We start from the raw sequence: 16,261 nt of genomic DNA, 5'->3' as shown, positions 1-16,261 counted from the left end.
AATCGGAAGAGCATCGTCATGGCTTTGTTGCAGCGGGTGGCCGAACAGGGCCGCCGCGTGGTCCGCTTCACGCTCGACGGCCGCCCGGCCGAAGCGCTGGAGGGCGACACGATCCTGACCGCCATGTTGACCAACGGCGACCAGTTGCGCCGGTCGGAGTTCGCCGACAGCCCGCGCGCCGGTTTTTGCCTGATGGGGGCCTGTCAGGATTGCTGGGTGCGGACGGAGGAGGGCGAGCGGCTGCGCGCCTGCGGAACCTTCATCGCCGAGGGGCTGCGGCTGGTCAGCGCCAGCGAATGGGCCGCCGAGGCCGCGTCCGGGGAGTCGGCGTCATGACGGCCCCGTTTCAATCGAGCGTGATCCAACCGGGCGCCATCCAACCCGTCATCGTCGGCGCAGGCCCGGCGGGCGTTCGCGCGGCGGAACGGCTGGTCGCCGCCGGTCTGCGCCCGCTGATGATCGACGAGGCGGCGCGTGGCGGCGGCCAGATTTACCGCCAACCGCCCGACGGCGGCTTCACCCGTTCCAAAGCGGCGCTGTACGGGTTCGAGGCCGCCAAGGCCGACGCGCTGCACCGGACGCTGGACGGTTTGCGCGACCGCGTCGATCACCGCCCGCGCACGCTGGTGTGGAACTGCGAAGAGAGCGCGCTTGACCTGTTGTGCGACGGGCGGACGGAGACGGTTCCCTTCACCCATCTGATTTTGGCGACCGGGGCGACCGACCGGGTTTTGCCCTTTCCCGGCTGGACCTTGCCCGGCGTCTTCACGCTGGGTGGTTCGCAGGTCGCCTTGAAGTTCCAGGGCTGCACGGTGGGCAAGCGGGTGGCCTTTTTGGGAACCGGGCCGCTGCTCTATCTGGTCGCCTATCAGTATCTGAAGGCCGGGGTCGAGGTGGCCGGGGTGTTCGACACGACGCCGCTGCCGGTTCAGGCCCGCGCGCTGTCGGGCATGCTGCGCGATCCCGTCACCCTGGCCAAGGGGCTGTGGTATGTCGGTTGGCTGCGCGCCCATGGCGTGCCCATCCACAACGGTGCCCGCCCCGTCCGCGTCGAGGGGGACGGGCGGGTGAGCGCTCTGGTCTGGCGGGACGCCGGGCAAGCGGGTGGGCGGGAGATGCGGGTGGACTGCGACGCCGTCGCCTATGGGCTTGGCCTGCGGTCGGAAACCCAACTGGCCGATCTCGCGGGTTGCCGTTTTCGCTTCGACGCGATGGATCGGGCGTGGTTGCCCGAACGCGACGCGGCGGGGCGCAGTTCGGTCGCGGGCGTCTATGTCGCCGGTGACGGCGGCGGCGTCGCCGGGGCTGACGCGGCGGAATTGGCTGGGGAACGCGCCGCCTTGGCGCTGCTGGAGGACGCCGGGCTGCCGTTCGACGCCGGGCGGGCGACGGCGCTGGACCGCCGCCTGTCGCGCGTCGCCGCCTTTCGCCGGGCGCTGTCCGCCGCCTTTCCCTTTCCGGCGGATTGGGCCGACTCCATCGCCGACGACACCATGATTTGCCGTTGTGAAGGGGTGGCCGCCGGGACGCTGCGCGCCGTCGCCGTCAACAGTCAGGCCCGCGAGATCAACCGGGCCAAGGCGTTGACCCGGCTTGGGATGGGCCGTTGCCAGGGGCGGATGTGCGCGGCGGCGGCGACCGAGTTGCTGGCCCGCGCGCTGGGAACCGGGCCGGACGGGGTGGGGCGGTTGCGCGCCCAACCGCCGATCAAGCCCTTGCCCGTCTCCGCCACCCCCCGGTTTGAGGCGGCGGCGTCATGAGAGAGATCATCGGGTGCGACGTCGCCATCGTCGGCGGCGGCATCGTCGGCGGATCCGCCGCCCTGTTCCTGCGCCAGATGGGCTTTACCGTCACGCTGCTGGAGCGCGATTGGTGCGGGGCCAAGGCCAGCGGCGTCAATTTCGGCGGGGTGCGCCGCCAGGGCCGCCCGCTGGAGCAACTGCCGCTGTCCCAGCGCGCCCACGCTATTTGGGGCCGCCTGCCCGCGCTGCTGGGGACCGACGCCGAATACATCCGCTCCGGTCATCTCAAGCTGGCGCGCAGCGAAACCGATCTGCAAGCGTTGATCGACTATCAGGAGCGCAGCGCCGGGTTTGGCCTGGATCTGGAGATCATCGCCGGAGACGCGTTCCGCCGCCGCTTTCCGGCGCTGGGCGACCGGGCGGTCGGCGGCTCCCTCTGCCCGGAGGACGGCCACGCCAACCCGCGCCTCGTCTCCCCCGCCTTCGCCCGCGCCGCCGCCGCGTTGGGCGCGGTGGTGCGCGAACAGACCCCGGTGGACCGGGTGGAGCGCGACGACGACCGCTTCACCCTGCTGTGCGGCGGCGGGTTGGAGGTGAACGCGCGTTTCCTGCTGAACACGGCGGGCGCGTGGTCACAGCGGATCGCCACGGCCTTTGGCGAGCCGGTTCCGCTGGAATCCCTGCACCCCAACATGGCCGTCACCGAACCGCTGCCGCGCTTTCTCGCCGTCAACATCGGGGTCGAGGGCGGCGGGGTTTATGGCCGGCAGGCGCCGCGTGGCAACATGGTGGTTGGCGGCGGGCGCGGCTTCGCGCTGGACGCCGACCGCGCCCGCCCGCAGCGCGACGCCGTTTTGACTCTGATGCGCGACGCGGCGGAGCTGTTTCCGCAAATCGCCAAGGCCCATGTCATCCGCTGCTGGACCGGGGTGGAGGGCTACACGCCCGACCGAAACCCCATTGTCGGCCCCAGCCGCACCACCCCCAACCTGTTCCACGCCTTCGGCTTTTCCGGCGCCGGCTTCCAGATCGGCCTGGCGGTGGGGGAGGCGTTGGCCGAACTGGTGCGCGACGGCCACAGCTCAGCCCCGCTGGACGCCTTCCGCATCGACCGTTTCCCGCCCACCCCGTAAGACTTCATCCAACCAGGAGGACCGCCATGCCCATCCCGCGTTCGCTGCCCCGCACCGGCCTTGCCACCGCCGCCCTTGGTCTGGCCGTTGGTCTGGCCCTCTCGTCGCCCGCCGCCGCGCAGACCAAGACGGTCTACATCGGCATGAACGGCGGCACGATGGAGAAAACCTACACCGAAAACGTCTTCCCGGCTTTTGAGAAGGCGACCGGCATCAAGGTGGTGGTGGTACCCGGCACTTCGTCCGACATTCTCGCCAAGCTTCAGGCGCAGAAGGACAACCCGCAAATGCACGTCGTCTTCCTGGACGATGGCCTGATGTACCGCGCCATCGGCATGGGGCTGTGCCAGAAGACCGAAGCCTCGCCGGTGCTGGACGAGGTCTACCCGTCCTCCCGCATGAAGGGCGACATGGCGGTCGGCGTCAACATGGGCATGACCGGACTGGCCTACAACAAGAAGATGTTCGACGAAAAGGGCTGGGCCGCCCCGACCTCCTGGATGGATTTGGCCGATCCCAAATACAAGGGCAAGATCGTCGTCCAGTCGGCGTCCAGCAGCACCTTCGGCCTGCACGCCTTCCTGATGTACAACCGCATTCAGGGCGGGACGGAAACCAACGTCGATCCCGGCTTCACCACCTGGCGCAAGACCATCGGCCCGAACGTGCTGGAATACATCCCCAGCTCCGCCAAGATCGCCGAAATGGTGCAGACCGGCGAAGCCGCCATCTTCCCGCTGACCCCGACCGGCGTCGGCAGCCTGAAGGAAAAGGGCATCCCGGTGGAATACGCCCAGCCCAAGGAAGGCTCGGTCGTGCTGATGGTCGGCCAGTGCGTGGTGAACAAGAACCCCGACAACGCCGCCGCGCAAAAGCTCGCCGCCTATCTGCTGGGCCAGGAGGCGCAACTCGCCGCGCTGAAGTTCGGCGCGCAGATTCCGTCCAACACCAAGGTGTCGGCGCCGGCGGAAGTGGCCGACGCGATGGGCAAGTTCCAGGGCTACATGAAAACCGCCAACACGGTTGATTGGGACGTCATCAACGAAAAGCGCCCGGATTGGAACCAGCGCTGGAACAAGGAAATCGAACGCTAAAGATGGGTTGGGCGCGTGTCCCCTTTGCCCTGTTTGCCGGGGAAGGGAGCACGCGCCCGTTTAACGCGGACACGCTGGGAGCGGTTTCAACTCGACGCGCCCGGCCCCGGCGTCGCGGCGGGCGGGCATTTGCCCATGATAATCATGCCCAGCACCTCGTCCTTGGTGACGTCGGCCACGCGGGCGCTGCCGACCAGCTTGCCGTTTTTCATCACATGCAGGCGGTCGGCCAGATCGAACACGTCGTGGATGTCGTGGGAAATCAGGAAGATGCCGATGCCTTCCTTTTTCAGTTGCAGCACCAGATCGCCAACCTGTTTGGTCTCCGCCGGACCCAGCGCGGCGGTGGGTTCGTCCATAATGAGAACCCGCGCGTTGAAATGGATGGCGCGGGCGATGGCGACCGACTGGCGTTGACCGCCCGACAGGGCCTTGACCGGCTCCTTGAAGCGGCGGAAATGCGGGTTCAGACGGCCCATGACGGCGCGGGCTTCCGCCTCCATCGCGTGATCGTTCAGCGTACCCCAGCGGGTCAGCCGTTCACGGCCCAGGAAGATGTTGGCGGCGGCGTCCACATTGTCGGCCAGCGCCAGCGTCTGATAGATCGTCTCGATGCCATAGCGTTTGGCGTCGCGCGGGCTTGCGATGTGGGCGGTTTCGCCGTTGATGCGGATCTCGCCCTGGTCGGCGGGGTAGGCCCCCGACAGGATCTTGATGAGCGTCGATTTTCCCGCGCCATTGTGGCCGAGCAGCCCGACCACCTCGCCGGGGTGCAGATCGACCGACACGCCGTCCACCGCCTTGATGCCGCCAAAGGCGATGGAGACGTCGCGCATCTCGACCAGCGGGACGCCGCGCCCGGCGGCGGCGGCGTGGGTTGCGGGCATGGTGGCGTCTCTCATGTCATGCCCTTTCATTTCACACCGCGACGGTAAATGGTGTCGATGTAGACGGCGGCGACCAGAACGATGCCGACGACGATGTTCTGCATCGGCGTGTCCACCCCCAGCAGAACCATGCCCGATTGCAGGGACTGCATCACCAGCGCCCCCAGCATCGCGCCGTGGATGGTGCCGACGCCGCCCGCCAGGGAGGTGCCGCCGATGATCGCGGCGGCGATGACGTAAAGTTCGTCCAAGGTGCCGTTGGCGTTGGTCGCGGCGTTCAGGCGGGCGGTGGCGATGCAGGCCGACAGGCCGCACAGCGCGCCCATCAGGCCGAACACCGACACCAATACCCAGCGGGTGTTGATGCCCGACAGTTCGGCGGCTTCCGGGTTGCCGCCGATGGCGAAGACGTAGCGCCCGAAGCGGGTGCGGCTGGACAGGAACGTCACCAGCGCGCCGACCGCCAGCGCGATCAGCACCGGAATGGCGAAGCCGTGCGCGATGGTCGGCAGGTCGCCGTCACTCGCCAGCCCCTGCGCCTCCAGCATCCGCCGCACGATGGGGGCGGGCAGGGGGTAGGCGTTGACCACCAGAACCGCGCCCAGAATGGCGACGCTCAGCAGGGCGATGACCACGCCCTCCGCCCAGGGCGGGCGGACGGGAAAACCATATTGCGCGCGCCGCCGACGGCTGATGAGCGAGACGGCGATGGCGAGCAGGGTGGCGGCGATGCCGATCATCCAGCTTGGCCCGGCGCCGATGGCCCCCTCGAACCCGCCGCCCAGCCGTTTGAACAGGCTGTCCATCGGCGCGACGGTCTGGCCGGTCGTCACCCACCACGCCCCGCCGCGCCAGACCAGCAGCCCGCCGAGCGAGACGATGAAGGACGACACGCCCAGAACGGCGATGATGACGCCCTGAACGGCGCCGATGGCCCCGCCGACCAGCACGCCGACCAGCACGGCGACCACCCAGGTCAACGGATGATCGAAGCCCCAGAGATCGGGCAGAAACTGCGTCTGGACCACACCGATGATCATGCCGGTGAAGCCGAGGATCGAGCCGACCGACAGGTCGATGTTCCGCGTGACGATGACCAGCACCATGCCGGTCGCCATCACGGCGATGGAGGACGCCTGCACCGACAGGTTCCACAGATTGCGCGGGGTCAGAAAAGCGCCGCCGGTCAGGATGTCGAAGCCGATCCAGATCACGGCCAGCGCGCCGATCATCCCGATCAGGCGGAGATCCAGCTCCAAGGCTCGCAGGGCGTCGCGCATGCTCGATCCATTGTGTGGTGATGGGGCGTTAAGGACGGGAAAGCCCCGCCGCGCGCGTCAGCGGCGCGCGGCGGGGCCAGAGACACGGAAAGGATCAGTCGCAGACCTTCGCCGTCCCCTTCTTGACGCCCTGACACACCACATCCTTCGTCACCCAACCGGCGTCGATGACGAGGTTCAGATTGTCCTTGGTGATCGGAATCGGCGTCAGGAACAGCGAGGTCATTTTCTGCTTCTTCGGCCCGCCTTCGAAGGTCGCGGCGCCCGTCACCGCCTTCATCGCCTTGCCGCTCGCCAGATCAAGGGCGATTTCCGCCGCGCGGCGGCCCAACTCGCGGGCGTCCTTCCACACCGACACGGTTTGCGTGCCTTGCGCGATGCGGTTCAGCGCGGCCTTGTCGCCGTCCTGGCCCGACACCGGCACCGACCCGGCCAACCCCTGCGCGCCCAACGCCGCCACGGCGCCGCCCGCCGTGCCGTCGTTCGAGGCGACGACGGCGTCGACCTTGTTGTTCACCTTGGTCAGAATCTGTTCCATGTTCTTTTGCGCGTTGGCGGGCAGCCATTTGTCGGAATAAGCCTCGCCAACATTCTTGATGTCGCCGCGCGCCATCGCGTCCTTCAGCACCTCCATCTGGCCAGCGAACAGGAAATCGGCGTTCGGGTCGCTCGGCGACCCCTTGATGAAGGCGTAATTGCCCTTCGGCTTGGCGGCCAGAACGGCGCGCGCTTGCATCCGGCCCACTTCCTTGTTGTCGAAGGTGATGTAGAAGGCCGAGGGGATTTCGATCAGCCGGTCATAGCCGACGACCGGAATGCCCTCCGCCGCCGCCTTTTCCACCGCCGGGCGGATGGCGTCGGAATCCTGGGCCAGGATGATGAGGGCCTTGGCGCCGCGCGCGATCAGCGCCTCGATGTCGGAAAGCTGCTTGGCGGGGGAGGATTGGGCGTCCGCCGACACATAGGTGCCGCCCGCCTTTTCGATCACCGCCTTGATGGCGGCCTCGTCGGTCTTCCACCGCTCTTCCTGGAAATTCGACCAGGACACGCCGACCGTCGGCCCCGCCGCCAAAGCGACGCTGGCGGTCATGGTGGCGGTCATTGTCAAAAGCAGACCGGCGACGGTGGACGCGATGCGCTGTTTCATCGTTGTTTTTCCTCCCAAGATCGACCCGCCGTCGTTTGCGGGGGCCGTAGTGTTGCGGCGGTCGGCGTCGCGCCGACCGCTCGTGTGAAAGCGCTGACGTCAGACGTAACGGTTGACGATATTCTCCAACCGCTCTTGACCGCCCGAGTTGGGTTGTGGGCCGGCGCCGTTGGCGAGCGCGCGGTCGGCCAGCGTGGCGAGGCTGACGTCGCCCGCCAGGATGGCGCGGGCCTCTGGGCTGTCCCATCCGGCGTAACGGTCGGCCAGCGGGGCTTCCAGCGCGCGATCCTCAAGCATGGCGGCGGCGTTGAGCAGGGCGCGGGCGGAGGAATCCATGCCCCCGGCGTGGCCGTGCAGCAGATCCGCCGGGTCGATGGATTGGCGGCGGATCTTCGCGTCGAAATTCAGGCCGCCGGTCCCAAGCCCGCCATTCTTCAAAATCTCGTGGAAGACGATTGTCATCTCGCCGATGTCGTTGGGGAACTGGTCGGTGTCCCAACCCAGCAGCCCATCGCCGCGATTCATGTCGAGCGAGCCGAAGATCCCCAGCGCGTAGGCCAGCCCGACTTCGTGCTGGAAGCTGTGCCCGGCGAGGATGGCGTGGTTCTGTTCGATGTTCACCTTCACGTCGGCCAGCAGGTCGTAGCGTTCGAGGAAGCCGTAGACGGTGGCGACGTCGAAATCATACTGGTGCTTGGTCGGTTCGCGCGGCTTGGGTTCGATCAGCAGCGGGCCTTTGAAGCCGATCTTGTGCTTGTGCTCGGCCACCAGCGACAGGAAGCGGCCCATCTGGTCCAATTCGCGCTTCAAATCGGTGTTCAGCAGGGTTTCATAGCCCTCGCGCCCGCCCCACAGCACGTAATTTTCCCCGCCCAGCGCGTGGGTGGCCTCCAGCGCCGCGCGGACCTGGCCGCAGGCGTGGACGAACACCGCCGGATCGGGGTTGGTCGCGGCGCCCGCCATGTAACGCCGGTGCGAGAACAGGTTGGCGGTGCCCCACAGCAGGCGGACGTTGGTCTCCTCCATTTTGCGATGGAACAGGTCGGTGATCGCCTTCAGATTGTCGGTGGTTTCGGCCAGGGTCGCGCCTTCCGGCGCGGCGTCCAGATCGTGGAAGGTGAAAAAGGGGATGTCGAGCAGCCGGAACATCTCGAACGCGGCGTCGGCCTTGGCGCGGGCGGCTTCCATCGGATCGGCCATGTGCATCCAGGGCCGCAGGAAGGTTTCCCCGCCGAACGGGTCGCCGCCGGGCCAACAGAAGCTGTGCCAATAGCAGGCGGCGAAGCGCAGATGGTCTTCCATCCGCTTGCCCAGCACGACGCGGTTCTTGTCGTACCAGCGGTAGGCCAGCGGGTCGCGGCTGTCGGGGCCTTGATAGGTGATCGGCGCCAGATCGCCGAAGAAGGGGGCGGACGTCACGAAGCGTACTCCTTGGCAAGCGGGTAAAGCCGACGCCAGCGTTCCCAGGCCGTGGCGTAGGCGTCGGCGCGGGCCGGATCGGGGGTGAAGGATTCCAGACGGCGGGGTTTGCGGCAGACGACGCCCGGCGCTTCGCCGGTCGCCGCCATCCGCCCGAGATGCGCCGCGCCCAGCGCGGCCCCAACCTCGCCATCCTCGATGCGGTGAACGGTGACGCCGAGGATGTCGGCGCAGATCCGCCCCCACAGGCGGGAGCGTGAGCCGCCGCCCGCCAGATCAATGGAGGCGGGGGTGGTTCCCGTGGCGTTCAACGCCATCAGATTGTCGCGCGCGGCGAAGGCGACGCCCTCCAACACCGCCTGAACGAGGGCGTTCCGTTCGGTGTCGGCTCCCAGACCGGCGAACAGGCCGCGCACGGTCGGATCGTTGTGGGGGGTGCGCTCGCCCGACAGATAGGGCAGGAAGGCGACGGGGGAGGGGCCGGACACGGTTTCGCCCAACGGGGCCAGCAACTCCGCCTCCGACGCGCCAAGAACGGAGGACGCCCAGGCCAGCGAGGCCGCCGCCGACAGCATCACCCCCATCTGGTGCCACACCCCCGGCAGCGCGTGGCAAAAGGCGTGGACCGCCGAGGCCGGGTTGGGCAGATAGCGGTCGGTCGTCGCCCACACCACGCCGGAGGTGCCAAGGCTGAGAAAGGCGTCGCCCGGCGCGGTGGCGGCCAGCCCGACCGCGCTCGCCGCGCAATCCCCGGCGCCACCGGCGATCACCGGCTGGGTCTTCATCCCCCAGCGCCGGGCCAGATCGGCGGGCAGCCGCCCGACCGCGTCGGATCCCTCGGCCAGATCGGGCATGTGGGCGCGGGTCAGCTTGCCCGCCGCCAGCAAATCGTCGGACCAGCCGCGCCCGGCGACGTCGAGCCACAGGGTGCCGGACGCGTCCGACATGTCCTCCACCATCGCGCTGCACAGACGCCAGCGGACATAGGCCTTGGGCAGCAGAACCTTGTCCACCGCCGCGAAAATCTCCGGCTCATGCTCCGCCACCCACAGCAGTTTGGGCGACGTGAAGCCCGGCATGGCGATGTTGCCGCTGACCGCGCGGAAATCGGGCAACGCCTGTTCCAGCGCGGCGCATTGGGCGAAGGACCGCCCGTCGTTCCACAGGATCGCCGGGCGCAAGATTTTGCCCGCCCGGTCGAGCAGGGTGGCGCCGTGCATCTGGCCGGAAAAGCCGACGCCAACGACCTCGGCCACCGCGTCGGGCCAACCGGCGGCCAACTCGTCCACCGCCGCGACGGCGCCCGTCACCCATTGTTCGGGCTCCTGTTCGGACCACAGCGGGTGCGGGCGCGACACCGTGCAGGGGCGGGACGCGCTGGCGACGACGGCCCCGTCGGCGTTCACCAGAACCGCCTTGACGCTGGATGTGCCGATGTCGATGCCAAGAAACATGAGGCTTGCGGCCTTTCGTGCCGGAGAGATGAGGGGGTTAAGGCAGATTGTCGCGCAGAATGACCTCGACGCGGATTTGCTCCTGCGCCGGAAGGATGGGGCGGCCGGACACCAGCGCGCGCAGCACCCGCGCCATGGACCGCGCCTCGTGCCCCGGATCCTGAACGACCAGGGCGGCGAAGGTTCCGTCCAGCAGCAGGCGGCGGCTGTCGGGGGTCAGCTCATGCCCGACGCACAGGATGCGGCGCGCGGCCCCGGCGTCGGCCAGCGCCGCGCCGATGCCCGCCGCCCCTTCGCCGGTGTTGTAGAGCGCGACCAAATCGGGAGCGTCGGCCAGCAGACGGGCGACCAACGCCCGGTTTTGTTGGGGATCGTCGCGGCCCTCGACCGGCGGCAGCAGCGACAGGCCGGGATGCTCCTCGGCGATCACCTGCCCGAAACCGAACAGCCGTTCGGCGTGGTCGCGCAGCGCGGCGGATCCGGTGACGACGCCGACGCGCCCGCTCCGCCCGCCCAGGAAACGCCCGATCAGCGACCCCGCCGTGCGCCCCGCCGCGATGTTGTCGATGCCGACATAATGCGCCCGGCGCGAGGAGGGAACGTCCGACACCAACGTCACCACCGCCATGCCCGATTCCACCAGATCGTCGATGGCGGCGCGGATGCGGGGATGGTCGAGCGCGACGACCGCCGCCCCTTCAAACCGTCCGGTCAGGGCGGCGAGTTCGGCGGCCAGCGTGTCGGCGTCGAACACGTTGGTTTCGATGATCTCCACCGCGATTCGCCGGGCGCGGAACCACGCGGCTTGGGCGCGGATGTTGTCGGCGATGTCCGCCATGAAGCGGTTGTCGCCGCGCGGCAGCAGCACGGCGAAGCGGCAGGGACGGCTGCGCGCCAACTCCGCCGCCGCCGCCAGCGGATGGAAATTCAGCCGTTCGATCGCGTCGTTCACCTTGCGCGTGGTTTTGTCGCTGACCCCCGGTCGCCCGTTGATGACGCGGTCCACCGTGGCGAGGCTGACCCCCGCTGCCGCCGCCACGTCCTTCAAGGTGGCGTTTGATTGAAGATCTTGACTGTTCATGGCGCGGATCATCCCGCAAGATTTTGATGTGCGCAACTCAAAAAATTGAGCGACAAAAAATCAATCAAAATCAAATAGTTGAATATTCATAGATGGAAGGTCTTAGGGCGTCTATGACGTGCGTCCATCAGACTCGGGCGGGTCGGTTGGACGCCGTCGCGCGCCCTGTCGCGCCCGGCTTGATGTTCGTCGCTTGACGTTCGTCAAGGCGCGGTCGACGCCGAGGACCGCACAGTGGCGCGACCCTGATCGGAAAGTGACCGCGATGCCCCGTACGCCCATCCTGTTCCATTATGGTTTCCGCCCCTTTTTCCTGCTGTCCGGTTTGGCCGCCTGTGGGTTGCTGGCGGCGTGGCTGGGCGTTTTGTTGACCGGGGAATGGCCCGACGGGCCGATGGGGGCGAGCGGCTGGCACGCGCATGAGATGCTGTTCGGCATGACCGCCGCCGCCATCGCCGGTTTCCTGCTGACCGCCGTGCCAAGCTGGACCGGAACCCGCGCGGCGTCCGGTTGGCCGCTGATCGGCTTGAGCGGCTTGTGGCTGGCCGGGCGGGTCGCGCTGTTCCCCTGGACCGGCGCGCCGCCCCTGTTGGCCGCGCTGCTGGATTTGGCCTTTTTCCCAGCTCTGGCGGTGGTGTTGGCCGGTCCCTTGATGCGGGCGGGGAAGGCGCGCAACAGCGCCTTTCTGCTGCTGCTCGCCCTGCTGTTCACCGCCAACCTGCTGATCCATCTGGAATGGCTGGAATGGGTCGAGGATGGCGTCGATCTGGGGCTGACGTTGGGGTTGGGCGTGGTCTTGATGATGGTGACGGTGATTGGCGGGCGGATCCTGCCCGCCTTCACCCGCAACGGCTTAGGCAAGAATGGCGGGGACGTCACCTCGTGGCCATGGGTGGAGCGGGCGACGCTGGGGCTGACCGTGGCGCTGATTCCGGTGGGGATGTTCGACGCGGACGGTCGTCTGTTCGGTGGGCTGGCTCTGGCGGCGGCGCTGGCGCACGCCTTGCGGCTGGTCGGGTGGCGCGGCTGGCGGGCGTGGCGGCAACCGATCCTGTGGGCGCTGCATCTGGGCTATTTGTGGATTCCGGCGGCGCTTCTGCTGAAGGCGCTGCACGCGCTGGCCGGGATCCCGGCGGCGGCGGGCGTCCACGCCCTGACCATCGGCGCCTTCGCCACGCTGATTTTGGCGGTGATGAGCCGGGCCGCGTTGGGCCACACCGGGCGGCGGGTCGTGGCGGCGCCGCTGACGGTGATGGCCTACGCCCTGCTGACGCTGGCGGCGGTGGCTCGCACGGCGTCGCCCCTGCTGCCGGTGGATTGGGTGTGGCCCAGTCTGCAAGGGGCCGGGCTGGCGTGGTTGGCCGCTTTCGCCCTGTATCTGCTGGTGTACGCGCCGATCCTGCTGGCCCCGCGCGTGGATGGTCAGCCGGGGTGAGCGGCGGTCGCGATCAAGGTTCAGGCGGTTGACCGCACCGCCGCTTTCATGGCGACCAGCGAGCGGTCGAACAGGTCGGACAGCCGGTCAAGATTGTCGAGCACGGCGGAGGAGGGGGCGTTTTCAAGCTCTTTGGCCAGATTGCCAACCGCCGCCGCGCCGAGATTCAACGCCATGCCCTTGAGAGTGTGGGCGCTGCGGTTGTGCGGCTCGCCCGCGCGGGCTTGGGCGATCATCGCGTCGATGGTGATTCGGCCATTCTCGGCAAAGCCGGACAGGGAGCTTTCCCAATCCTCCGGCTCCAGAACCTCCATCAGGATGTCGATCTGCTCCTGATCGAGAAGAGCATCGTCAGCGGACGGCGCGGGGGCAATGGTCGGGGGCATGATCGCATCGTCTTTCGCAAGAGACGCGGCGGGAGGAGCCTTGGACGTCCCCGCCAACACCATGGTCATTTCAGCAAACAGGGCGACCGGGCGCAAGGGTTTGGTCACAAAACCGTTCATTCCCGCCGACAGACATTCCGGGCGTGAACTGCCCGACGCGTGGGCGGTCAGGGCGATGATGGGAACCGCACCGCGCGTGTCGGGCAGGTCGCGGATGCGACGGGTGGCCGTCAGACCGTCCATGCCCGGCATCTGAATGTCCATCAGGATCATGTCGAAATCCTGCTCGCGCGCCATGCGGACGGCGTCGCTTCCATTGGCGGCCAACGCCACCTTGTGGCCGGAGCGCTCCAGAATCCCGCGCACGATGTCGCGGTTGACGTCAATGTCATCGACGGCCAACACACGCAGCGGCGGCAGGGCGGCGTTGCGGGCAGCCTCGGTCACGCTGGGTTCCACCAACCGCAAGGCTGAGGGATCGCCGATCCGGGCGACGATGGAAAAACGGAAGACGCTGCCGCGTCCCGGCGCGGTTTCAACCCCGATGGCGCCGCCCATCATGATGCACAGGTCGCGGCAGATCGCCAGCCCAAGGCCGGTGCCGCCGTAACGTCGGGTGATTGAGCTGTCGGCCTGGGTGAAGCGGTCGAACAGGGAGGGCACGGCTTCCGGCGCGATGCCGATGCCGCTGTCCTCCACCTCGAACTCCAGCAGGAAACGCCCATTGTCGCGGTCCTCGCCCCGCCGGGCGCGCACGGACACGGCCCCCTCCTCGGTGAACTTCACCGCGTTGCCGACCAGATTGAACAGGATCTGGCGCAGCCGGGCCGGATCGGTGACGATCACGTCGGGGACCGACGGCATCATGCGGGCGTTGAGGGTCACGCCCTTTTCGTTGGCGCGCGGGCGCAACACGTCCAGCACGCTTTCCACCAGTTGGGCGGGCGCGCAATCGGCCTCTTCCAACTCAATCCGGCGGGCCTCCAGCTTGGACAGGTCGAGAATGTCGTCAAGCAGCCGCAGCAGGCTTTCCGCCGACCGGCGGGCGACGTCGGCCAGCCGCTTGTCGTCCGGCCCCAGATTGCTGTCGCCCAACAGGGTCAAATTGCCCAACACGCCGTTCATCGGCGTCCGCAGCTCGTGGCTGACGGTGGCGAGGAATTCGGTTTTGGAACGGCTGGCGGCCTCGGCCCTGTCCTTGGCTTGGATCAGCTGTTGGGCGGCCAGACGGGGTTCGGTGACGTCGATGCACAGCCACAGCTTGCCAATGGTCACCCCCCCGCCGTTGCGCACCGGGACATTGTGCCAACTGACAATGCGCCCGTCCGTCAAGGTCATCTCGCGCCGTTCGTCATCGTCGATGGCGGTGAGATCCGACGCGTCGGTGTCGCGTGGCGCGTTGCCGCTGTTGCTCAGCGCGTCGCCCAGCTTGGTCCCGATCGGCGTGCCACCGATGGCGAACAGCACGGCGAAGGCCGGGTTGGCGTACACGATTCGCCCGTCGCGCCCGGCGAACAGCACGCCGAAATCCATCGCCGACAGCAGGGCCGACAAGCGCGCCCGTTCCTGTTCAACGTCGCGGGCCAGCGATTCCTGTTCATCCAACGCGATGGTCAGTTGATCGACCCGTTCGCCGATGGCGCGCGACATGGTGTTGAAGGCGGCGCCCAACCGTCCGATGTCGTCGTTTCCTTCCGGCAGGGCCGCCGGGGCGTAGTCGCCCGCCGCCACCCGTTCGCTGGCGCGGGTCAAGGACGACAGATGCCGGGTCAACCACAGACCCAGCAAGGTCAGCAGGCCCACCGACAGCAGGATTTCCGACAGGGCGATGGCGACGCCCTGGAGCAGCAGATCCTTGCGCGCCGCAACGATGTGCTGGAGATCCAGGCCGAACTGGACGCTGCCCAGCTTTTGCCCGGCCAAGGCCACCGGCGCCGACACGTCGTAGCGGGCCGCGCCGTCCTTTGGCTCCAGCGTCAGGGTCTTTTCCGGCGGCGGCAACGCCCGGTCGCGCGGCCAGCCGCTGATGGCGACCAGCTTGCCGCCGCTGTCTTTGACCGCCAGATACTCAACCCCGCCGCCCGACCGGCTTTCGTCCAGCACCGCCTGAAGCGTCGCGTAATCGTGCTGGGCCAAGGGGGCGACCAGGGCGGCGTTGAGAACCGGCGTCACCTGATCGGCGTGAAGCTGCGCCTGTTCGGTCAGGCTGCTGTAGAGGAGACGAACGCTGTTGGCGACCAGCAGCGTCAGCATCACCGTTTCAACCGCCATCGCGGCGGCCAGCATGCGCCCACGCAGGGTCTTCCAGGGGGCCAGACGGGACAGAATCATGGTTTGGCCTTAAGAACGCGGCGCACCTCGTCGGCCAGCGGTTCCATCGTGGCCAGTTCGGCGTCGGAGATCTCACGATAGCCGCCCAGCGCGTTGGTGTCGAAATAGGCTTTTCCCTCAGTGGTCACGCCAAAAGCCAACAGCGCGTCGTGGATTTTGTCGAACAGCGCCGCCTTGCGCGGGTTCAGCAGATAGACCCGCCCGGCCATCGCCGGGCTTTCGGCGATGGTCGTCAGCTTGGCCTGAACCTCGGGCGGCAGCTTGTGGCGGTTGGCCAACGACATGAAACCGGCGGCCGCCTCGCCGGACAGCACCAGTTGCGCCACGCTGTCGGCGGCGCTGACATAGCGGATCTGGACGTCGGGCACGGCCTTGTCCTTCAGCCAATGTTGCCCCCACAGCGTCACCAAAGACGACGGGTTCAGCCCCAGAACGGTGGCGCCGCGCAGAGATTCGGCGGTGTCGCGCCCGCTGCCCGCAGCGGTGACGACCACGGCGCGGAAATCGGCGGTGTAGGTCAGCAAGGGACGATAGCCAGCGTCATTTTTCAGCAATTGCGCCTGATGGCCGGTGGTGACGGCGATGTCGTAATCCTGCTCCAACGCCCGCTTGGCGAAAGCCGTGAAGTCTGGGGCGGTGATGATTTCCACCGGCTGCCCGACGGCGGCCTCCACGGCACGGCGCACGGGTTGATACTGCTCGATGATGACGCGCGCGCTGGTGTGCGGAGCGATGCCGATGCGGAAGGGGGTGGCGTCTTGCGACCTGGCGGCGGTGGCGGGAAGCAGCGCGGTCAGCGCGCCAACCACAACCAAAGCGACGAGGGAAAATGGGCGCATCGGCAGGGCGCTTTCTGGCAAAAGGGAACCCGA

The 16,261-nt window shown here is 67.9% G+C and carries 13 protein-coding genes; 5 read left to right on the top strand and 8 right to left on the bottom strand.

The window, feature by feature from the left end:
* The first annotated feature begins 18 nt into the window (after window positions 1-18).
* The 4 genes from D3877_RS11695 to D3877_RS11680 are packed head-to-tail and all read left to right on the top strand — an operon-like array spanning window position 19 to window position 3,969.
* Complete coding sequence (locus tag D3877_RS11695) at window positions 19-336, top strand: (2Fe-2S)-binding protein (RefSeq protein ID WP_119830987.1); 318 nt, start codon at window positions 19-21, stop codon at window positions 334-336.
* Window positions 333-1,760 (top strand): FAD/NAD(P)-dependent oxidoreductase, encoded by a 1,428-nt coding sequence (locus D3877_RS11690; RefSeq protein WP_119830986.1) that lies wholly within the window; start codon window positions 333-335, stop codon window positions 1,758-1,760. The genes D3877_RS11695 and D3877_RS11690 overlap by 4 nt, the downstream gene beginning before the upstream one ends.
* On the top strand, window positions 1,757-2,875 hold the full coding sequence (locus D3877_RS11685; RefSeq protein ID WP_119830985.1) for an NAD(P)/FAD-dependent oxidoreductase: 1,119 nt from the start codon (window positions 1,757-1,759) through the stop codon (window positions 2,873-2,875). Before D3877_RS11690 ends, D3877_RS11685 begins: the two co-directional genes overlap by 4 nt.
* 26 nt (window positions 2,876-2,901) lie before the next feature.
* Complete coding sequence (locus D3877_RS11680; protein ID WP_119830984.1) at window positions 2,902-3,969, top strand: ABC transporter substrate-binding protein; 1,068 nt, start codon at window positions 2,902-2,904, stop codon at window positions 3,967-3,969.
* Between the two features lie 86 nt (window positions 3,970-4,055).
* Here the strand turns inward: D3877_RS11680 and D3877_RS11675 are convergent, their stop codons facing one another.
* From D3877_RS11675 to D3877_RS11650, 6 genes are all read right to left on the bottom strand, one after another.
* Window positions 4,056-4,871, bottom strand: a complete 816-nt coding sequence (locus D3877_RS11675; RefSeq protein ID WP_119830983.1) for an ATP-binding cassette domain-containing protein — start codon at window positions 4,869-4,871, stop codon at window positions 4,056-4,058.
* Window positions 4,872-4,882: 11 nt separating this feature from the next.
* Complete coding sequence (locus tag D3877_RS11670; RefSeq protein ID WP_119830982.1) at window positions 4,883-6,136, bottom strand: sugar ABC transporter permease; 1,254 nt, start codon at window positions 6,134-6,136, stop codon at window positions 4,883-4,885.
* 94 nt (window positions 6,137-6,230) lie between these two features.
* A complete protein-coding gene (xylF, locus tag D3877_RS11665; protein WP_119830981.1) occupies window positions 6,231-7,283 on the bottom strand; it encodes a D-xylose ABC transporter substrate-binding protein in 1,053 nt (350 codons plus the stop codon).
* 99 nt (window positions 7,284-7,382) lie between these two features.
* Complete coding sequence (gene xylA / locus D3877_RS11660; protein WP_119830980.1) at window positions 7,383-8,702, bottom strand: xylose isomerase; 1,320 nt, start codon at window positions 8,700-8,702, stop codon at window positions 7,383-7,385.
* Window positions 8,699-10,156 (bottom strand): xylulokinase, encoded by a 1,458-nt coding sequence (xylB, locus tag D3877_RS11655; RefSeq protein ID WP_119830979.1) that lies wholly within the window; start codon window positions 10,154-10,156, stop codon window positions 8,699-8,701. Before xylB ends, xylA begins: the two co-directional genes overlap by 4 nt.
* Window positions 10,157-10,193: 37 nt before the next feature.
* Window positions 10,194-11,237, bottom strand: coding sequence for a LacI family DNA-binding transcriptional regulator (locus D3877_RS11650; protein WP_119832404.1), 1,044 nt, complete (start codon window positions 11,235-11,237; stop codon window positions 10,194-10,196).
* Window positions 11,238-11,502: 265 nt separating this feature from the next.
* Here D3877_RS11650 and D3877_RS11645 point away from each other — a divergent pair, with 265 nt between their 5' ends.
* Window positions 11,503-12,672 carry an NnrS family protein gene (locus D3877_RS11645; RefSeq protein ID WP_119830978.1) on the top strand — a complete coding sequence of 390 codons (1,170 nt, stop codon included), beginning with the start codon at window positions 11,503-11,505 and terminating at the stop codon, window positions 12,670-12,672.
* A 20-nt stretch (window positions 12,673-12,692) separates the two neighbouring features.
* Here D3877_RS11645 and D3877_RS11640 read toward each other — a convergent pair whose 3' ends face one another.
* The gene (locus D3877_RS11640; RefSeq protein ID WP_119830977.1) at window positions 12,693-15,389 is read right to left on the bottom strand and encodes a response regulator; all 2,697 of its coding nucleotides are present in this window, start codon (window positions 15,387-15,389) and stop codon (window positions 12,693-12,695) included.
* Window positions 15,386-16,228: a phosphate/phosphite/phosphonate ABC transporter substrate-binding protein gene (locus D3877_RS11635; RefSeq protein WP_119830976.1), complete on the bottom strand. Its 843-nt coding sequence runs from the start codon at window positions 16,226-16,228 to the stop codon at window positions 15,386-15,388. The genes D3877_RS11640 and D3877_RS11635 overlap by 4 nt, the downstream gene beginning before the upstream one ends.
* Between the last annotated feature and the right edge of the window lie 33 nt (window positions 16,229-16,261).

It is taken from the genome of Azospirillum cavernae, assembly GCF_003590795.1.
Lineage (GTDB): Bacteria > Pseudomonadota > Alphaproteobacteria > Azospirillales > Azospirillaceae > Azospirillum > Azospirillum cavernae.
This window is presented reverse-complemented; position numbering and strand designations above follow the sequence as displayed.